General features: G+C 48.4%; 15 protein-coding genes. 3 read left to right on the top strand and 12 right to left on the bottom strand.

What is annotated here, in order from left to right; genetic code table 11:
• Together Q0R17_RS07945 and Q0R17_RS07940 are read right to left on the bottom strand one after the other, a co-directional pair.
• Positions 1 to 665, bottom strand: a 665-nt coding sequence (locus Q0R17_RS07945; RefSeq protein WP_293933749.1) for an ATP-binding cassette domain-containing protein, incomplete at its 3' end; no start/stop codon positions are given.
• Positions 666 to 840: 175 nt separating this feature from the next.
• Positions 841 to 1,848 carry a putative 2-aminoethylphosphonate ABC transporter substrate-binding protein gene (locus tag Q0R17_RS07940; RefSeq protein ID WP_293933746.1) on the bottom strand — a complete coding sequence of 336 codons (1,008 nt, stop codon included), beginning with the start codon at positions 1,846 to 1,848 and terminating at the stop codon, positions 841 to 843.
• A gap of 330 nt (positions 1,849 to 2,178) precedes the next feature.
• Between Q0R17_RS07940 and Q0R17_RS07935 the strand changes: the two genes are divergently transcribed.
• Positions 2,179 to 4,080, top strand: coding sequence for a radical SAM protein (locus tag Q0R17_RS07935; protein WP_293933744.1), 1,902 nt, complete (start codon positions 2,179 to 2,181; stop codon positions 4,078 to 4,080).
• Between the two features lie 5 nt (positions 4,081 to 4,085).
• On the opposite strand, the gene Q0R17_RS07930 is transcribed toward Q0R17_RS07935, so the two are convergent.
• The 8 genes from Q0R17_RS07930 to Q0R17_RS07895 all read right to left on the bottom strand — a co-directional run bounded on the left by Q0R17_RS07930 (position 4,086) and on the right by Q0R17_RS07895 (position 13,679).
• A complete protein-coding gene (locus tag Q0R17_RS07930) occupies positions 4,086 to 4,574 on the bottom strand; it encodes a TIGR02281 family clan AA aspartic protease (protein WP_293933742.1) in 489 nt (162 codons plus the stop codon).
• 10 nt (positions 4,575 to 4,584) lie between these two features.
• Positions 4,585 to 6,465 (bottom strand): diguanylate cyclase, encoded by a 1,881-nt coding sequence (locus Q0R17_RS07925; RefSeq protein WP_293933739.1) that lies wholly within the window; start codon positions 6,463 to 6,465, stop codon positions 4,585 to 4,587.
• Positions 6,466 to 6,931: 466 nt separating this feature from the next.
• Positions 6,932 to 8,131, bottom strand: a complete 1,200-nt coding sequence (locus tag Q0R17_RS07920; protein WP_293933735.1) for a hypothetical protein — start codon at positions 8,129 to 8,131, stop codon at positions 6,932 to 6,934.
• Between the two features lie 173 nt (positions 8,132 to 8,304).
• Entirely contained in the window at positions 8,305 to 10,245 is a 1,941-nt protein-coding gene (locus Q0R17_RS07915; protein WP_293933731.1) for a helicase-related protein, read from the bottom strand.
• A 259-nt stretch (positions 10,246 to 10,504) separates the two neighbouring features.
• Positions 10,505 to 10,813 (bottom strand): P-II family nitrogen regulator, encoded by a 309-nt coding sequence (locus tag Q0R17_RS07910; protein ID WP_130107158.1) that lies wholly within the window; start codon positions 10,811 to 10,813, stop codon positions 10,505 to 10,507.
• Complete coding sequence (locus Q0R17_RS07905; protein WP_293933726.1) at positions 10,813 to 11,751, bottom strand: sodium-dependent bicarbonate transport family permease; 939 nt, start codon at positions 11,749 to 11,751, stop codon at positions 10,813 to 10,815. The genes Q0R17_RS07910 and Q0R17_RS07905 overlap by 1 nt, the downstream gene beginning before the upstream one ends.
• A gap of 105 nt (positions 11,752 to 11,856) precedes the next feature.
• A complete protein-coding gene (locus Q0R17_RS07900; RefSeq protein WP_293933723.1) occupies positions 11,857 to 12,813 on the bottom strand; it encodes a TerC family protein in 957 nt (318 codons plus the stop codon).
• Positions 12,814 to 12,836: 23 nt separating this feature from the next.
• Entirely contained in the window at positions 12,837 to 13,679 is an 843-nt protein-coding gene (locus Q0R17_RS07895; RefSeq protein ID WP_293933722.1) for a M48 family metalloprotease, read from the bottom strand.
• 344 nt (positions 13,680 to 14,023) lie between these two features.
• Between Q0R17_RS07895 and nhaR the strand changes: the two genes are divergently transcribed.
• Both nhaR and Q0R17_RS07885 read left to right on the top strand, forming a co-directional pair.
• The gene (nhaR, locus tag Q0R17_RS07890) at positions 14,024 to 14,926 is read left to right on the top strand and encodes a transcriptional activator NhaR (protein WP_293933720.1); all 903 of its coding nucleotides are present in this window, start codon (positions 14,024 to 14,026) and stop codon (positions 14,924 to 14,926) included.
• Between the two features lie 220 nt (positions 14,927 to 15,146).
• Positions 15,147 to 15,683, top strand: coding sequence for a DUF2087 domain-containing protein (locus tag Q0R17_RS07885; RefSeq protein ID WP_293933717.1), 537 nt, complete (start codon positions 15,147 to 15,149; stop codon positions 15,681 to 15,683).
• A 60-nt stretch (positions 15,684 to 15,743) separates the two neighbouring features.
• Here Q0R17_RS07885 and Q0R17_RS07880 read toward each other — a convergent pair whose 3' ends face one another.
• Both Q0R17_RS07880 and Q0R17_RS07875 read right to left on the bottom strand, forming a co-directional pair.
• A complete protein-coding gene (locus Q0R17_RS07880; RefSeq protein WP_293933715.1) occupies positions 15,744 to 18,506 on the bottom strand; it encodes a pitrilysin family protein in 2,763 nt (920 codons plus the stop codon).
• 393 nt (positions 18,507 to 18,899) lie between these two features.
• A complete protein-coding gene (locus Q0R17_RS07875; RefSeq protein ID WP_293933713.1) occupies positions 18,900 to 20,360 on the bottom strand; it encodes an NAD-dependent succinate-semialdehyde dehydrogenase in 1,461 nt (486 codons plus the stop codon).
• Positions 20,361 to 20,814 lie beyond the last annotated feature (454 nt).

The following is a 20,814-nucleotide window of genomic DNA, read 5'->3' as shown; positions in this document are numbered from 1 at the left end:
TCGATCACGCCGTGGTTCATCACCACGATTCTATCGGCCATGGTGAGCGCTTCATCTTGATCGTGCGTCACCATAATGGTGGTAATGCCGAGACGTTGTTGCAGGCTGCGAATTTCTTTACGCAAATGCTCACGCACCCGCGCATCCAGCGCAGACAGCGGCTCATCCAGCAATAACAACCCTGGCGAAGTAGCCAGTGCACGCGCCAAAGCCACCCGCTGCTGCTGGCCACCCGATAATTGCGCCGGATATTTTTTTTCTATGCCTGAAAGGCCAATCAACTCTAACAAGCTGCTGACGCGTGCCGCCTTATCGCTGCTCCGGCCATTCAGCCCATAAGCGATATTCTCAGCCACGTTTAAATTAGGAAATAAAGCATAAGACTGAAACACAATGCCGTAATCACGCTTGGCCGCAGGCAGGCGGGTAATGTCTTTACCCTCTACCCACATTTCCCCCGCATCGGCCGCTTCAAGGCCTGCAATCAGGCGCAGCAACGTGGTTTTGCCGCAGCCAGAAGGGCCAAGCAAGCACAGCAACTCCCCTTTTTTTACCGAAAGCGAGATCTGCTTTAACGCGGTAAACGCGCCAAAATATTTAACCAAACCTTCAATCGTTAAATAATCAGCGCTTTGCACGGGGTTTATATCTGTATTTCTATTCATTGATCTTGCCTAATGCGATTGCAAAAAAACGTATAAGGGCCTGTCAGACTTAGGCGTCCGTAACGAAAAAATGCGCGAAATATGGCCGAATCCGACGTTTTTGCAGTAGGACAGTCCTAAGCCCGACAGGCTGCTAGGGGCACGGCGTGCCGTGCCCCTACAGAGGGATTACATCTTATTTTTTTGCTTCCGATTTAGCATCGTAACGGCGCGTCCATTCTGCTAGAATTTTGTCGCGATTCACTGCCGACCAGCGCAGGTCTTGCTTAATCAACAGCTGCTCGTAGTTAGCAGGGATATGCGCATTAGGTTTGGCAACTCCTGGATAGGCAACCACGGCAAAGTTTTTCTCGTACAGCTCATTAGCGCTTTTGGAAGCAGACCAATCCGCCAGTTTCTTCGCCGCATCTAGGTTTTTAGTGCCTTTCATAATCGCGGTAGCTTCAACATCCCAACCCAAGCCTTCCTTAGGGAAAATCAGATCCAGCGGCGCGCCACCGTCTTTTAGCTTGGCTGCACGGTATTCAAAAGAAATGCCGATCGGGAATTCACCAGCTGCAGCTTGTTTGCAAGGCTTAGAGCCTGAATGGGTGTACTGCGCCATGTTTTCGTGCAGCTTATCCATATAGGCCCAGCCGTCTTTCTCGCCGAACATCTTCAGCCATGCCGTTACATCAAAATACCCCGTACCGCTTGAGGCTGGATTAGGCATAACGATCTTGCCTTTGTACTCAGGCTTTAATAAATCTTTCCAGCTTTCAGGTTTTTTTAGGCCCAGTTTGGCGGCTTCTGCCGTATTAAAGCAAAGCGTTGCGCCCCATACGTCCATTCCTACCCAAGCAGGAGGGCTGGCATCATCAACATATTGCTTTGATAATTTTTCTACGCCTTTTGCCGCATATCCATGCAACATGCCTTCTTTTTCTAATACCAGCAGGCTAGATGCCGCCACACCCAACACCGCATCAGCAACAGGTGCGCTTTTTTCTGCCAGCAATTTAGCCGTGATAATCCCGGTTGAATCGCGCACCCATTTCAGCTTAATGCCAGGGTTTTGTTCTTCAAATTGCGCTTGATAAGGCTTGAGCTGATCCGCTTCTAATGCGGTATAAACAGTCAGGGAAGTGTCTGCAAAAGCGTGTCCGGCAAGCAGCGCAGAAAGCAATACGGCAATACGGGTCATTATTCAATCCTTTCACGAACGGTAAAGTAGCAGGGGAACGTGAAGGATTCTAAGAAAGTTACATTACACTGGCATGACGTCTAGACGAATATTCGATGACGGGGGAGTGAGGCGCTGTTTGCTGCACCCAATGTGCGATAGGGCGTAAGCAAATCGTATGGCGCCATAGGGCTTGAGTAATTTTAAGGGATGTTACGCAGCAGTCATTTTTCAGTGCCTTTGGCACGTTGATTTTGGTGCGCCCCCCCACAAGCCAACAAAGCAGCTCTGAGTTACAATGCGCGTTTAGCGGCAGGCTCTGCCCTGCCGCGTATTTTTCTGGATTTTGCTATGTCTACGCCCCGCGTGCTGTCTGTTATCCCTCCGATGACGCAGCTCAACACACCCTACCCTTCTACCGCCTATATCACGGGTTTTTTGCGCTCGCGTGATGTGGATGCCGTGCAGGAGGATTTGGCGCTGGCGCTGGTGCTCAGGCTATTTTCTAAGCAAGGTTTGCTCGAGGTTAAAAGCTGTATCGAAGCCATGCCAGCGCGTCAGCGCAGCTTTCAGGTGCAAGCTTTTTATGAGCAGTTTGATCTTTACCTTGCCACCATCAGCCCCGCCATTGCCTTTTTGCAGGGCAGAGACTCCACGGTGGGCCACCGCATTTGCTCACGCCAATTTTTGCCTGAGGGTTCCCGCTTTGAATCCCTAGATGTGTATGTGGACGACGAAGGCGGCGATCCGCTGGCTTGGGCTTTTGGTGCGCTGGGCATGCAAGATCGGGCGCGGCATTTGGCTACGCTGTATCTGAATGATATTTCGGATGTATTACGCGATGCGGTTGATCCACGTTTTGAATTTGTGCGTTATGCCGAATCCCTAGCATCCAGCCAACCCACCTTTGATCCGCTGGCTAAGGCGCTGGGCGAGCCACTCAATCTAGTCGATGCCACGCTGCTGGAATTAACGCTGGCATCGGTTAAAAAACACGCTCCTACCATCGTACTGGTTTCGGTGCCCTTCCCCGGCGCGGTGTATGCGGCCTTTAGGATTGCTCAGGCAATTAAACAGCATCACCCTGATATCGTGCTGGCGCTAGGCGGCGGCTTTGTGAATACCGAGCTGCGCGAGATGTCCGACCCGCGCGTATTTGATTATTTTGACTTTGTCACGCTGGACGATGGCGAGCGCCCGCTACTGGCGCTACTCGATCATCTTTATGCCAAGCGCAGCCAGCAACGCTTGGTGCGCACCTTTGTTAGAAACGAAGGGGTGGTGAAATATATTAACTTTGTAGAGCCAGACATCGCCTTTGCCGAAGTCGGCACCCCCACGTGGGATGGCTTGCCAATTGATCGCTATTTATCTTTATTAGATATGCTCAACCCCATGCACCGGCTGTGGTCAGACGGGCGCTGGAATAAGCTAACGGTGGCGCACGGCTGCTACTGGAAAAAATGCAGCTTTTGCGATGTTAGCCTTGATTACATCTCGCGCTACGACGGCGCATCCGCCGCCACCTTGGTTGATCGTATCGAAGAAATCATCGCCGAAACCGGCCAAACCGGCTTTCACTTTGTTGACGAAGCCGCCCCGCCTAAAGCACTAAAAACACTGGCAGCAGAATTACAAAAGCGCAATCTGGCGATTTCTTGGTGGGGTAATATCCGCTTTGAAAAATCCTTCAGCCCCGAGCTGTGTCAGTCTCTGGCAGATAGCGGCTGTATTGCGATTTCTGGCGGGCTAGAAGTCGCCTCGGATCGATTGCTTACCTTAATGAAAAAAGGTGTATCCATCGATCAAGTAGCCAGAGTGACGCGGGCCTTTACCGATGCCGGCATCTTAGTCCACGCTTACCTGATGTATGGCTTCCCGACCCAAACCGTGCAAGATACCGTGGATGCGCTGGAATACGTGCGTCAGCTGTTTGCTGAGGGCTGTATTCAATCCGGCTTTTTCCACCGCTTTGCCTGCACTGTGCACTCGCCTGTCGGCCAACACCCCGAAGAATACGGCATTGAGCTGCTGCCACTGCCGGAGGTCACCTTCGCCAAAAACGACGTGGGCTTTATTGACCCGACGGGTGTAGATCATGACACTCTAGGCGTAGCGCTGAATAAAGCGCTGTACAACTATATGCACGGCATTGGTCTAGATGACGATGTGCGGGTATGGTTTAGCGGAAAAGTCCCCCGCACCACCGTGCCAAGAAATAAAATTGCTAAAGCGCTAGCGGCTAAGGGCTAGCCGTTTTACTCGCTTACCCGCAAAATCATCTGCTCATCTTTCAGCGTAATATCAAAGCGCTTAAGAATATTCATGCCTAATAAGACTTCATCGCCCATATTAGGTACGACGCCAACGCTGGCGTTTTCAAACTCAAATGGGCCAAACTGCAGTTGGGATAAGCGAGATGCATAGCCTTCCACTTCGCCATTGGCTGTTTGGCTCAGCATCGGCTCGCCGCGCTCTAAATTCAAACGCGGCGCCAAAGCCGCACTCAGCGCTATAGTGGTGGCGCCTGTATCGATCAGCATCACTACAGGTTGGCCATTAATACTGCCATTTAGGCGAAAATGCCCGTCTTTAGAACGCTTTAAAACTAAGGTCTGCCCTTGGCCAGCACTCAATGCTATGTGCGTATTTGGATTATATTGATGCGCTAAAAAAACATTAAAACCCCAGTAAATCCCCGCCGCCGCCACCAGCCATACCATCACAATAGAAAACGTAGAACGCATACCACTCCAGTTAAGAATTTAATTTTGGCTCATCGGTAAGGTAGCCAGCATAACGCAATGTATGCCGCCCAGCCGCTTTAGCCTGATACAACGCCACATCGGCCGAGCCAATCAAGGCATCCATATCGTCCCCATCGGCCGGATACCACGCCAAACCAATACTCATTCCTACTTGCACTAATTGGCCGTCAATCACCACCAACTCATCAAAACTGGCCAAAATACGCTGGCAAATAGTGATTGCGCCTTCTCGGCTAATCGGTGCCGTAAAAATCAAAGCGAATTCATCACCACCCAAACGCGCCACCGTATCGCAATGGCGTAGCGCATAATTTAAACGCTGTGCCACCAAATGCAAAAGCTGATCGCCTGCACCATGCCCCATACTATCGTTGATTCGCTTAAAGTGATCTAGATCAACCAAGGCCAAGGCAAATTCACACTGCTGCCTTTGTGCCCAAGTGAATGCTTGCACTAATCGATCTTGAAACATTCTTCTATTTGGCAGGCCTGTTAATGCATCGCTATATGCCATTTCCTCTAGCTTAGTTTGGCTAACACGTAATTGCTGTGAAGTGATTTTATGCATTAATACTTCTACTGATAATTCTTTGGTTCTGAGGCTTACTTTTTCTTCCAAAGAGTTTTTATACTCTTCGGCCTCTAATAAACGTGCAGTTTTTTCTGCAACAGCTACACGTAATGCGGCAGCTTTTTCTCTTTTTAGGCTATTTACTTTTTCAGCCAAGGCTTGAGAAAACAAAATAGCACTCCAAGCACCGGCAATAAAATAAAATTTGGTATTAAATGAATTAGCCTCAATTACGCCTTGAGTCACCATCACTAATAAACCATTACCAACAACAGTTGGCCCCTCGCCTAGCAAATAATATCTTGCCCAGAGTGAGCCTTTAAAGCTTAAATAAATAGACATTAACAATACTGGCGGAAGCCATAATGCACCTGCCCATTGGGTGAATTTTTCTGCCTCAGTAAATCGCCCCAAAGCCACTAAACCAAGCGCAAACAGGTAAACAAGCACTGCTGCATACATAATAAAATCAAACCATTTTTTTTGCTTATAATCACCCAATAAAGAAATTGCAAATAGTATTGAAAACATCCCCGTAATTGCAACCACAATAGAGGTAATGCCAAAATATTGGTGCAGCTCGGCCAACCCTATCGTCCTCCACCCTAAAGAGCTAACATTCAAAGTAAAAAACATATAACTTATAATAGTAAAAAAATAAATCAAAAAAATACGGTCTTTCAGCCTAAAATATATTAATAAATTATAAATAGCCAAGCCAAGCATGACCCCCATTAAGGCACCATAGAATAGATATTTTTTTAATGCCTTATCGGTCCAATCTTCTAATTGCCAAACTTTTAATGGAAATATATAAGCGCTATAGCTTGTTGCCCGCCAATAAAGAGTAGTAGACAATTCATGATTAAAATCAAAGGGAAGTAAGTACTGAGGGTTAGTCTCGCTGCGGGTGGTGAGCAGGCTCAGCTTAGTTGATTTTTTAACCGTGTAATTGCCTTTTTCATCGGGAGCATAGAACCATAATTCAGGGGGGGTAAATAAGGAATAATCAATCCACCAGCGTTTAGGCGTGTTTGGCGTTCGCTCAAGTTTTAAACGAAACCAAACTGGATGGTGGATCTGAGCTAAAACAGTACGCCCTTGGCAAGCCGTAAAATCCGCCTTGGAACGGACCTCATCAAAGCTCATTTTTTCAGAGGGATCAATAAAATATTCTAGCTGCCCATTGATTGCACCCCCGCTGCTATTTGCGTTTAAAACCAAAGGTGAAGCATCCTGACTCGCCATAATCAACGAAGGTAGGCCACACACAAACAAGACAATAAGCAATTTAAGCATATATTGTTATTTTAATACTCTGTTTTATCCAATAATTCATTTTAAAATATTAATATGAAATAATAAATAAAAAACACTAACTAGTAGCAAATTAACAATTACTTACTATTTTAAACGCTAAACAATAGAAATCTGACAAAAGAAAATTTACTTTATAAAGGGATGTTATGCAGAGCATAAAAAAATTCACTCCAAAGGACACCCAGAAACATCGTAGTGGAGCGGCTTGCTGCAAGCTATAGGTATAAAGTTAAGCTAACGCCATGCAAAGTAAATCACTCAGGGGAAAACCAAAAAAATTGGCGAATCCAGAGGTTTTGAGTGCCCCACTGCTGGATTCCCACCTGCGCGGGAATAACGCTGCTCGTGCTGAGTAAAGCAGCTAATCAGGTTTTATTTAGTTGGTACACGTAAAAGCACAGCAAGCCCCGCCCCTACGTAGCTATTGAAGAAACTTTTTAATGCTTCACATCCCAAAAATCCCCTTTAATAAATCCACCGCATTAGGCGATTTAGGCTTTTCTGATTTTTCACCATCTGGCGCATGCTGCATGGCGGGCATGCCCATCATGCTGGTCGCCATAGATTTTAGCCGAATTTTTGCCGCCCACTGTGGGTTCCATACGACTTTGGGGTCTTTAGGGCGAGGCGGGTAAGCTAGATTAAGCTCATCGCCATAGGCAATAATGCGCAGCATGCCTTGGCCAACGGCTTCTTTGGGCGCTTTGCATTCTGTGCTGCTGGCAGGGAGCAAAACCTTTTCTTTTAGCCAGCGATCAATCGCGGTATTGGGCTGGTAATCCAGCAGGCCAAAGCCGGTATCGGGCAATTCGCTTGAGCTCCAAAACACCATTTCATCCTGATTTTTCATGCTCATGCTGGCCATAAACCACGCTCTTGCTTGCGGCATGGCCTGCCAATTAAACACCACCGCCTGGCCTTCATCGCGCTGCTTTAAATCAATGCCAGGCATTAAATCGTGCTGAGCATCTAGGCTAAATTTAAAGCCATCGGGCACGCCATCCCCGCTAAACTCGTGCTCGCCTTGCAAAGAGGCGCCGTCGCTAATCATGCGGCTATCGCTTTTATTAGGCCAAATTGGGCGGCCCAGCGTACTATGCGCGCCGCGCGTGGTGGCTCGGCGGCTTTGAAAAACTTTGGCAAATTCCGCCATGCTGGCCGTTACCATATCCAGCACATGCGGCTGGCCTTTACGTACCTCGCTACCACAGCCCCAATACAGCAAAATTTTACCCTTAGGCCGCTGAAACTCGGGGTCAGGGGCGGCTTCATCATCGTCCTCAGTGGCAGGAACCGGCTTGCCTTCCTGTGGGCTGAGCAAACTTAAGCTAGGTGCTAGTTGACTAGCGGCAGGTACTTTTTGTATGCCATCTTGCAGATTCGGGTTTTTGCGCGTGCTTAGCGTTACATCCATCCAGCGCCCCACCTGACCTGTCTGGGTATTACCAAAGACATTACCGCCCTTGCCTCCCCCAAACATCCCGCCCAATAATCCGCCCATTCCGCCTAATCCGACAGGCATCATCGAGCCTGAGTAAGTGGCCAAATCCATCCAAACTTGCGCCACGGGTGGCGTGGCCTTAGGGGGTGTTGCGGCATACGTCAGGCTGGCGCAGCCCAGCACGCACAGATACATGGCACGCATGAAAACCTCGCAAAAGAATAGGAATTGCTCCTAGTTCTAGATGAAAATTAACAGGGTATCCACATATAGTTTGATTGCTGCTGCAACTTAGGGTGGGCACGGTTTTGTGCCCACGCGTGGCAATGTTAGCTATTTCCACGTGGGTACAATCGTGCTCACCCCCTACATTAACATCACCATTTGCCGCCACGGCGGCTTTTGCCTACGGGGCTTGGCCGGCGGCTGGTGTTTTGCTTTTGTAGCAGTTGGTCAATTTTCTCTGAAGTGGATTGCATCAAAGATTCGGCCATTTCACCGCTAGGAAAGGTATCCGGCATTCTAAAGCCCAGCCAAGCATAGGCAGAATAGAGCTTGCAGGTGTCTTCTAAATATTGCAGCTCATTGCGCCCGCCTATGCCATCCATGCGCAGCAGTGGCACGGTTTTGCGCTTAGCTCTGGCTTGCGTCCAGTCTTTGAATGCCGATTCCAGCATGGCAAATTTGGTGGAGATGGGGCAAAGGCTAAACACAAATCGATCGGTAAGCGGCAAGAGCAGGGTATCTAGCCAGCGGGCTTTTTCGATTTGCTCGCTTAAATTGGCCGGTAAGAAAAACTCATCGTGCACATTAATATGCTTGGCAAATAGCTCGAGCAGCGGCTGCAATTTGGTTTCGCCGGTTGCGCCAGAAATCTGCTGCAAATAATCAAGGTTTGGGGATACAAAAAAGCCGGTTGCCGGTAAAGGCTCTATTTTTTGCTTAAGTAGCTCGGCAATCATTTGGTGGGTTTTAGCATCTAAGCCCGCCACAAAGCCCGCTTCATGCTCGCCAAAGCGCCCTGCCCGCCCAGCAATTTGCTTGGCTAGCGATGCGGCAATAGTGCCCTCGGCGTAACCATCCCATTTATTAGCGGTGGTAAAAATAATCCGCCTTGCTGGGGTATTCAAGCCCATACCGATTGCGTCGGTGCCAACCACAATTTTGGTAGTGCCATCAATAAATCGCTCGGCCTGTGCTTGGCGCACTTCAGGAGATAAATTGCCGTAAATAGCAGAAACCTTAAAGCCCTGCTCGATCGCCTGATCGCGCCAGTTCAGCACTTCGCGGCGGGAAAAAGCGATCAGCACGTCGCCAGCTTGCAAATTAGATAGCGAGCCTAGCGGTTTTTTCTCCATTTCCAGCGGCGACATGCGCTCTAATTTGCGCACTTCCAGCGTGCCGCCTACGCGTTTGACTAGGGATTCAATGGCAGGCTGGGCCTCCAGTGCGCCCAACAAATACACGGTACTGGCCGGTACACCACACACTGCCGCCGTCCAAGCCGCACCACGATCCTGATCTTCTAAAAGCTGAATCTCATCAATCACCGCCACCTCAATCGTCCGATTGGGATTAAGCATTTCTACCGTGCTGGCTACGTGAGTGGCTTCTGGGTGCAGCTTTCTTTGCTCGCCAGTAATTAAACTCACCGCCACGCCCGCCTCAGAGAGACGGCGATAGTTTTCTAAAGCCAGCAAGCGTAAAGGGGCCAGATACACACCCGATTTAGCTTTAAGTAAATGCTGCATGGCGGCGTGGGTTTTGCCCGAATTGGTTGGGCCTAAAATAGCAATAAAGTGCCGAGGCATGGCCTGCGCCACGGTAAAGGATTCGGGGTAGAGCGATAAATTGACCGCATTATGGGTTTTATCCTCTTGCCGTGTGGCCGTTTTGCCCAGTTTTTGTGCGGCAATCCGATCCAAGGCCAACTGGCAGCGAAACCGCGCCAGCTCATACTTAGCTTGAAACGCGGTGAAAGTGCTCGTAGGGTCTAACTCAAAATCATTGGCAATCGCCAGCACTTGCTCAGCGCAGTGTAATAACTGCGCCTCAAGCTTGGCGCGGGCCTCATCATTCCAACGCGCTTTAAGCATGTCAAAACGCGCCGCAGTATCCATCTTGCGCCACTTACTGGTCTTACCTAAAAAACCTTCATCGGGCACCAGATGATAAGCAATCTTCCGCCCGCCCAGCTCAATCTCCCCCTGCACCGATACGGCATAGCAGCCATCAGTCGTCACCAGCGTGGCGTGATGCAGCTGCAGATAATGATTGATTTGCAAAATGTCTGGGGTTTCGATCAAGGGTTCAGTCATGGCTTCCTACGATAATATAAATGGCGTGTGCCTATAAGCGCCGAAGTATACAGCCTGTAACCCTTGCTGAGGGTCAAGCACGCTCATCATCCAGCCATTCCCGCCACACGACTAATGCCACATAAAACAACTGGCCCGATAAACAAACCCACTTTCTGTAGGCAGCAAAAACACCAACCAAGCAACAGGCGCTAAACCCATCAGAAAAGCCCCAAGCACCAGCCGCTGTACACAGGATTACTCGTGAACTCACGCATTGTTAAAATTTCTCGGCTCGAATCACCTCCACATCCTGCAGGTACGCCACCATGGCAAAGTTAGCAAAATAGTGTTCTTGCAAAAACAGCAGCGTACTTTCAGCTTGTGGACGCGGCAAAATCATTTCAACGCGTATATTGGCCGATTTACCCCAAGCGCCATCCCTTAAGCCATGCATGCCTCGGCCACGCGCATCAGATATCGTGTAGGCCTTGATGCCTAATTGCTGAAGATCGCGCAGCAATACCTGCTCCACAGCAGCCTCCGTAATTGCGGTTAGCAGGGTGCGTAGTTCTGTATGGATGGTCATCAAAATGCTCCGTAAAAATGCGTGGCTAAGCGATGATATAAAGGAATCCCAAACACAACATTAAATGGGAAAGTCACGCCTAAAACAGCGGCAAGCGAAATAACCGGATTCGCCTCAGGCACGGCTAAACGCATCGTGGCTGGCACCGCAATGTATGAAGCACTGGCGGCCAAAGTGGCCAGTAAGGTAAGCCCACCCACAGAGAGGCCCAGCAATAGGCCGCAGAACAAACCCAGTGCACCAGAAAACAAGGGCATCAAGACGCCAAACGCTAGAATAAAGACACCGCGTTTTTTAATTTCATCAAACTGGCGGCTCACAATCAGGCCCATTTCTAATAGAAACAATGCCAGCACCCCTTTAAATAAATCAAAAAACAGCGGCTTAATGGGTGCTAGCCCTTCTGGCCCCGCGGCCCAACCAATGGCCATCCCACCCAGTAACAACACCACACCTTTACCTAGAAAAGTTTCATGCGCCAGCTTGCCCCATTGCGTGTCTTTGCCCATACCACGTACCAGCACAATCCCCACCAAAATTGCGGGGATTTCCATCACAGCCAAAAAAATGACCATTTGTGATTCAAATGCAATTTGGCGGCTACTTAGCCAATTCACACCCACGGCATAAGTGGCAACGCTGACCGAGCCATAATGCGCAGCCATAGAGGCCGCATCGGCCCTATTTAATCTGCCAAAACCTTTCAGCACAGTAAAACCGATCAAAGTGAGCACCGCACCAAGGCCAATCACTAATGCAAGCTGTGGCAGCAGCGGCAAGATGGGTTGCTGTGCCAGTCCCAACCCGCCTTTTAAACCAATGGCGAGTAATAAAAAAACGGCCAGTGACTCATATAAAGCCGCTGGCAGTTTAAAATCAGAGCGCATAAGTCCTGCAGCAAGTCCAAGTAAGAAAAACATCACCACAACATCAATCATCCACTTATCCCCATTAAAAGCTGGGCAGAAAACCCAATTAGACCGTTCCTTCGCGCTTGAAAAAAAAAGCTAGGCCAGCTAGCTTCTTCGCTATAAGCAGCGTAATCAGCGATTACGCGTTAGATATAAGCTAGCCGCCACACTGCCGCCAATCAATACCCCCACCACCGATAGCGAAACCATAACCGGCATATGGTACCAAGGCATAATCAGCATTTTTGTGCCAATAAAGGCCAACACCAGCGCCAAGCCGTATTTAAGTAAATGAAAGCGATCAGCCATATCCGCTAATAAGAAATACAGCGCTCTTAAACCCATAATGGCAAAGATATTAGAGGTAAAAACAATAAATGGATCAGTTGTAATCGCAAAAATAGCCGGAATAGAATCCACAGCAAATACAACATCCGATACTTCTACCAAAATCAGTACTAAAAATAGCGGGGTAAAATAGCGCACGCCATTTTGCATCACGGTAAATTGCTCACCATGATGAGTATCACTTACCCTTAGGTATTTTCTGGCTAATTTAAGTACAGGGTTTTGCGTCATGTCCGGCTCTGAATCCGCCGTAAATAACATTTTTATCCCTGTTGCCAGTAAGAAGAAACCAAAGAAATACAGAATCCAGTTAAATTCACGGACCACCCAGGCACCGGCCAAAATCATCACTGCCCGCATCACAATCGCACCAACTACACCGTAAACCAAGACCCTGCGTTGATATTCTGCAGGCACATTAAAGGCCGAGAAAATCAATAAAAATACAAATACATTATCAACCGAGAGCGATTTTTCAATCACATAGCCAGTAAAAAATTCCAGCGCTTTTCGATCAGCAATCTCCGCGCCTACCGTGCCATTTAAATACCACCACATACCGGCATTAAATAACAGCGCTAAGCTAATCCATACCAAGGACCAACTCGCCGCCTCTTTAATACTCACCTTGTGTACTTTACCGCCGCCGAATACAAATAAATCAAGAGCCAGCATCACCAATACAAAGCCAATAAAACTAGCCCACATCCACGGCTCACCGATTGAAACGGCTGCATCCATATCACTCTCCTATTTTATAAAAATCAATGTCTTAACTTTAGTGCCAAAATCCGTTCACTGAGCAAGGGATGCGACATAAATAGGCGCTTTACACCAAGCTCAATACTTCCTGCGACTCCAAGTGCGGCTTGTGGCTGCTCTGGGCTAGGTACGCCATTTAAAAATTCTAGAGCGGCAATCATGGCCTCACCCCCCGCTAACCTTACTCCGCTTAAATCGGCTAAAAATTCTATACGCCGTAAAAACCACATTACAGCGAGTGCCGCCAACATCAAACCCATCGCAATCACGGCAATAAACACGGCCACAGTGACCCACTCTTGAAAATGGGGCATGACAAATTGATTGGCAAGAAGATAGGCAAACACCACCACCAAAACATTGGCTAGCCCTTGCATCATAATCAGCCTAGTCATATCCGCATTAGCAATATGGCTAATTTCATGAGCCAGCACCGCCTCTGCTTCATAAGTTGGTAAACGCCACAATAAACCAGAAGAAACAGCGATTAAAGCATGGTGCTTTGATAGCCCTGATGCAAACGCATTGATATCAACCGAATCATAAATAGCCACCGCTGGCCCACGAATACCTGCCAATTTAGCCTGCTTTGCCACCGTAGCAAGCAGCCAAGACTCTGCTGTATTACTGGGGATTTTTAGCGGTTTGGCGGCCAATAATTGCTGCGCTTTGTGCTTTGAAATAGCAAATGCAACAAAGGCAGCACCCAAGTACAGGGAGGCGCAAAACCACACAAAAAGATCAAAACTTAAAACATTAAAATAAGGCTGTAACGCGCAAATACCGTGCGACAACAACAGTACTAGCACCCCATTACTTAAAAAAAACACGCTCAGCCTTTTCATGATCTACTCCTTACATTACCGCTGGCCCTAGGGCCGCTCACCCCAATGGCAAGCGCTTCAATGTAAGCTTACAGGATTTAGCCTTATCACTTTAAATAGCTTAGAAATTGAGTCTGTGAGCGGTCAATCCGTGTTTTCCTGACGATTAAAAGCTAAAAATCCACTTGTTAACTTATAAAAACAAAAGACTATTTCTATCAATCTAGGTGAATCAACTGAATATTAATCGACAATCTTATTCAATTAAAACCCATGGGCTTGATATTAACCTTGCACTTTCACAAAGAAAATCAGATTATTATTGATTAATAGTTCGTAAAAAACTGATCATAGAGCCAAGCAGCATGATGAATTACAAACAGCTTTACTATTTTTGGAATGTGGCCAAAGTGGGCAGCATTACGCGTGCCGCCGAACAGCTTCATCTCACCCCGCAAACCATTAGCGGCCAAATATCAGAGTTAGAAACCTCATTAGGTACGGATCTATTTCGCCGCGTAGGCAGGCGCTTGGAGCTCACTTCAGCAGGCAAACTGGCGCAAACGCAGGCCGAAGAAATATTTCAGATTGGCAATCAGCTAGAGCAATCACTAAAAAGTGGCGCAGCTAGCCCTGAATTAGTCTTTAAAGTTGGAGTGGCTGATGCCGTACCCAAATCCATTGCTTACCAGCTTTTAGCCCCGGCGATTACGCTGGCAGAGCCGGTGCGCTTAATTTGCTATGAAGACAAACTGGAGCGCCTTTTTGCCGAGCTGGCCATCCATAAGCTTGATTTGGTGATTGCCGATCAGCCTCTCCCCTCAGAGCTGGGGGTAAAGGGCTATAACCATGCCTTAGGTAAATGTGGCATCGCTTTTTATGCGGTGGCAGAACTTGCCACGCGCTATCGCAGTGGTTTTCCACAATCACTAAAAGACGCGCCCATACTTTTCCCTGGCGATAAAGTAGCGATGCAAGCGCCGCTTTTACGCTGGTTTCAAGAGCAAGGAATTAGCCCAAAAATAGTGGGGCAATTTGACGATAGCGCGCTAATGAAGGCTTTTGGCAAAGCCGGAGCAGGGGTTTTTGCTGCGCCCGCCATTATGGAAGAAGAAATCCTCAGCCAGCACGGAGCCCAATTAATCGGCCATGTTTCAAGCGTACAGGTCAACTATTTTGCCATCTCAGTAGAAAGAAGGCTTAGCCACCCAGCGGTCTTGGCTGTCAGTGAAGCTGCAAGGCGATCGCTATTGATGCAGAAAGGGTAATACTTAAATACTTACAACACCTTGAATCCAAAACTACTTTTAAGTTATGATGCGGCTAGGTCTGCAGTTCACCTAGGCGTCGCCGCTTCATCTTGAAGCACGCTAAACCTGTTATGGCGAAAAATATTTGAAACTTTTGCTTGGCCCGAACCCTAGTGCCAAGCCGTAACGGCGACCAACGGCAGTCTCAACGACTTCGGCACGACAGGAGAATTCGACCATGTCGCGCACCACCTACCCTTTTTATACCTCTGATATCTCTGCCCTAGCCCGCTCACTAAAGCAGCAATGGGCTACAGAAGATGCCGCTCCCAGCCATTTACAAATTTTAAATATGCTAGCGCGTGCTGCGGGCTTTAGTAATTTTCAGCATCTGCGCGCCGCCGCAGAAGCACCTGCCCCCTTGCCTGCCAGTACGCAATCTGCGCTAACAAGACGTCTACTCAGGCATTTTGATGAGCAGGGGCGCTTAATTCACTGGCCTAAGAAGTTTTCCGAGCAACGGCACTGCCTATGGCCGGTGTGGGCCAATATTCCGGCAGCAACAGAGATGACAGAAAAGGCTGCCAATGAGTGGATTAAATCTGCAGAAGCCATCGGCGACCATGTGCTGCTGCGCCGCGAATTGGTGAATGACCAGCTCATCACCCGCACCCCCGATTGCCGCGTTTACCAGCGGCTGGAGCAGAGTGTTCCTGAGGAATTAACTGAATTTATGGCCGAAATACAAAAGCGTAGAGTCATAACGACCACCTAAACCTTGCTTAGAGCGGCTTAGGCCAAAAACTGCCCAAGCCGCTCTATGTTTTGTAGCGAATCAATCCCCTCTTAAAGCAGCTAAATCAGCTGTATTTTGGCAATTGATATTGCCCACCGCCCAATAGCCCTCTGAGAGCCAGCTCCGCGCATATTTATGCACCAGCTCAGGCGTGTATTGCGAATAATCCGCGGCATTACCCACTAAAGAGGCATCAACCAACCAATTCCAAGAGATAAACTCTGCATACTGTATTGGCGAATCCACTCTTTCTTTTTGCGATTTAATTAAAATATTTCGAATATTTTTAATCTCATCCACACTAGGTGCTTCTTTGCGTAAACGAGCTATTTCATCCACGGTTATTTTTGCAGCTTGATCGCATTGCTTAATATCGGTTTGATAATTTAATTTTATCAATAAGCCTTGCCAAGCATTTAACTCGTAATTACTGTAAACCCCATACGTTTCGCCAGTATTTTCGCGCAAGGCTTGCCAAAGCCGCTGTTGTAATAGCTGGCTCAGAAAATCTGCCATATCGGCACTGGCCGACGTCGCAGGCACTGGAATATAAGCATGCCAGACACGAACGGCTCGCTGCTCCTGCATGGTTTGGTGTAATTCATTGCTTCGGCCATGCGCTAAAGCCTCTGGCTTAAAGCTGCTCAAAGCCTGAGTGGGCAAACTTGCTAAGTATTTTTCAATCCATTGCCTAGTTTGTGCTTGCTTATTTAATCCGGTAAATACAAAGCGAAAAGCCCGTGGATTAGCAAATAGGATATTTCTTGCTTCAGCAAAATCTGCAAATGCAGCTTCAAATTGATATTCATGCCAAAAATCAGGGTAGGGCCAGTTTTCACCATAGTGCTTTTCATTCAACCCCATATAGAGCGAACTTGCAGAAGCTTTAGCTTGCTGAAAAGCCAATGCCATACTTTGTTTGTATACCGCCGCATCATCCCTTGGCGCGGTCCATATCAAGTATTGCAATTGCAAGAATTGCTCCAGATCCTGCGCACTGGTTCCCCCCTTCAAGCCATGCTGATTAGGGCCAATAAACGGCTGTAGCTGCAATGAAGAGGCAGCAAGCTGCCGTTTTAATTCAACACCGCTCCACTCTCCCAAACCCGCATCTAAAAAATAGTCCGTCAGCGATAAACCGACTGGGTGGAGTTTCTTGCCTAAGGCCGCCATCCCGCCTATAGATCGGGCAGAAAAACCGATTCTATCCGTCGTATTTTTAGGGGGAATGGCAAGAACTTCAATCCCATTACTTAATGTAAATAACGTGCCCCCTGTTACGGCATCGATTTGCTCTGCCATAATCTTACCCGGCTGCGGCGGCTTGCTGAGTAGAGGCTTGTCGGCCTTTAGCGCCACAATATTTTGCAAGCTCTCAGCCTGCACCGCATCCACAATCTTTTGAGCGGTATTGTCCATAAATAAGGAGAAGCTTGTCACTGCCGGAGGCAAAAGCACGGTTGCTAGCTGATCCGGCAAAAGTAATAATCGTTTTAGCTCGGCTTGCAGATCTTCTGGCTTGATGGCAGCAAATAATATTTTTTGCTGCTGTAGCGAGCCTGCTAAATCTCTGGCTGATTCACCGTATTGCACATGCATTTGTAAACGCGAGGCCCAGTCAAGATGATTAAGCTGAGTGGGTCGCAATTTTTGCCATTTAGCAAAGGTGTTATCCAGCTCTTGCTGAGTAAAGCCAAAGCGTTTTGCTCTTTCAAATTCACGGTATAAGGCCTGCAAAGCCTCTTTCATTTGCTTGTCTTTAACCGTCACAGAAAAGCTAAATTCGGTTTGCCGTGTGGGTAAGCTTGCACCATGACCATTAATCCAACTGGCCTCTAAGATTGGGCTATTGCCCGTTTGAATCAGCAGACGTTGATAGAGTAAATCCCCCAGTAAGCTACGCTTAAACTGAGCTAATTCAATGTCCACATCCCCATTCAACTCTGCAGGTAAAATCCAGCCCCAGCCTACAACTGGATGCGAAACACTCCACACATCTCGGTGGCTAAAAAAACGTAATCCAGCGCTTTCAGTAGGAAGAGGATAGCCATTGGGTAAATCGCCCTTCACCACGCCAGCGAACAGCACTTTAATGTTTTCTTCAACAGCCTGTGGCTTCACATCCCCAGCCACCAACACCGTCATCCGCTGAGCCTGATACTCGCGCTGATAAAAGGCTTTGATCTTGGCCAAGGGGATATTTTTAACGATATCTGCATCCCCCATCGCCAGCTGCTTGTGATAGTCCTCTTTGGGATACATGGCTTTCAACAAAGATTGATAAAAATCTGTACTCCACTGGCTTTGACGCCCTTCATCCAGCACCACCTCGCGTTCTAGCTCTAATTCCGCCGCATCTAGCTCAATGCCAGCCGCCCAATCGGCTAATAATTGCAAGGCCTGTGGCGCGGCATCGCTAGCCACACTGATCTGATAAATCGTTCTTTCATTCGAGGTGAAGGCATTAAAATCACTGCCAATGCGCATGCCTTGGCTTTCTAAAAAAGCTTTCAATTGCTGCGGGGGAAAATGCTTGGTACGGCGAAACGCCATATGCTCTAGCAAATGCGCCACGCCACGCTCTTCTTTGGCCTCGCTCATCGAGCCCGCATTTACAATTAGCCGCAATTCAACCTTACCGGCAGGCAAAGCATTTGGCTTGATATAATAATTTATGCCATTGGCAAGTTGGCCATGACGGATATCTGCCGCCAACACAGGAAGCTGCTCTATTTTATTGCCCGCCGCAGATGCAAGCGCATTTAAGAGCAATAGCAGGCACAAACTGACTGTATTTTTCAAGAAAACCACCCAATGCTTTCAGAGGGTGCAAATATTACGGCAGCCATTAAAAACAATCAATTCTCATTCAAAACTTATCATCGCGCCTATTTTGGCTCAGTACCCTTTTGCAAGCAGGCTCAGCAGCTCCCTAGCAAGGCCGCAAACCAACTGGCTAAAGACGGTTACTGATTAGTCATTTACTCGCCCTCAAAGACTTTAAGCGTAGCCCATCAACTTAAGCAATATGCCATTCGTAGGGCGGGTGAAACCCGCGAGCGATGCTAAAAAACGCGGCTTGCACCCGCCATACGATGTTTTAATACTTGCAATAGATAGATCTAAATTGATCTCTTAGCGTTTAACGATCCACAGTGCCCTTACAAAGCCTCGAACCAACGGGTGGTTTAAAACTTACTGGTCTAGCCCGCCCATGCACAGGTATTTCATGACTAAATAATCATCCATGCCGTAATGAGAGCCTTCGCGGCCTAAGCCCGATTGCTTAACACCTCCAAATGGAGCAACTTCATTGGAAATAAGGCCTGTGTTAATCCCCACCATGCCGTACTCCAAGGCTTCGGCCACACGCCAAACGCGGCCAATATCGCGGCTATAAAAATAGCTGGCCAAGCCAAACTCGCTATCATTGGCCATTGCGATCACTTCAGCATCGCTATGAAAACGAAATAAAGGCGCTAATGGGCCAAAAGTTTCTTCTTTGGCCACCAACATGCTGCTATCTACTCCAGCGAGCACCGTTGGCTCAAAAAAAGTATGCCCCAGTGCATGGCGCTTACCGCCTAATAGTAGGCTTGCTCCTTTTTGCAGTGCATCCGCGATATGCATTTCTATTTTTGCGACCGCCGCTTCATTAATTAAGGGGCCTTGATCCACGTTTGGCTCTAGCCCATTACCCACTTTGAGGCGGCTGACCGCAGTCACTAATTTGGCAGCAAACGCATCGTAAACGCGATCATGCACATACAGGCGATTAGCACAGACGCAGGTTTGCCCCGCATTCCGATATTTAGATGCCATCGCCCCCTGCACGGCAGCATCCAGATCGGCATCTTCAAACACAATAAAAGGCGCATTTCCGCCCAGCTCTAAAGACAGCTTTTTGATGGTTGAGGCACTTTGCGCCATCAAAATACGCCCCACCTGTGTAGAACCGGTAAAGCTGAGCTTACGCACCAGCGGGTTACTCGTCATCTCCTCACCAATTTCGCGTGGCTTGCCAGTAAGTACATTGAGCACCCCCGCAGGAATCCCCGCGCGCTCCGCCAATACCGCTAGCGCTAGGGCAGAAAGCGGTGTGCTTTCTGCTGGCTTAATCAGCATGGTGCAGCCCGCAGCCAAGGCAGGGCCGGCTTTACGGGTGATCATGGCCGCAGGGAAATTCCACGGAGTAATGGCAGCACATACCCCAATCGGCTCTTTAATCACCAAGAGGCGTTTATCTGCAGCAGGCGTTTGTAGGGTATCGCCACAGACGCGCTTGCCTTCTTCTGCAAACCATTCAATAAAAGACGCCGCATAGCCAATCTCGCCCCGTGATTCCGCCAAAGGCTTGCCCTGCTCGGCGGTCATGATTGCGGCTAAGTCATCGGTGTTTTCAACCATCAACTCAAACCAACGCCGTAGCAAGCCACTGCGCTCCTTGGCCGTTTTTTTACGCCAGCCAGCCCAAGCCACATGGGCCGCAGCGATCCCCGCCTGCGTTTCTAGGCGGCCCATATTAGGCACATAGGCAATCACCGCGCCCGTCGCTGGGTTATGCACAGCAAAGCGACTTTCATCTAAAGCATCTTGCCAAACACCATTGATAAACGCCTGCTGGCGGAGTAGATCTGCATCTTTTAACTTCAACATTGAGTCTCCTTATGCTTATTAACTGATGTTATGCAGCCAAAACCCAAATCTTGAACCACAGAGAACACAGAGGACACGGCGTTTCACAGAGAAAAACGTGGGCTAAGTTTTGCTATTTTTTTGGGTTTTAGTCATTTAAAAACTTACTTCATTGAATTTTAATCTCCACTCGTGGCACGGGGCTGAAGTCTCCCCTTGAAGCACGCCGGAGCGAGGAACAAGCGGGGCGGGGTTTCGGCAAGGGTGCGAGGCACGAGCCAAACCCGCCCGCCGCCGACTCGATTGTCCGCAGCGCAGGGGATTTCTTGCTTCGTGGGGTGTAAAGGTCAAGGACATAGGTAACACTTTAGTCCACAGACATAGGTGACACTTTTCGCGTTAAAGTTAAGTAATCATTTTTTGCACCTGTTACCTGTCGCTCATCAAACGAACCTAGTCGAATCGGCCCAAAGTA

This window comes from Iodobacter sp. (assembly GCF_025352645.1).
Classification (GTDB): Bacteria; Pseudomonadota; Gammaproteobacteria; order Burkholderiales; family Chitinibacteraceae; genus Iodobacter.
Note: the sequence above shows the minus strand (reverse complement) of the source record. Positions and strands in the feature narration are given on the sequence as shown.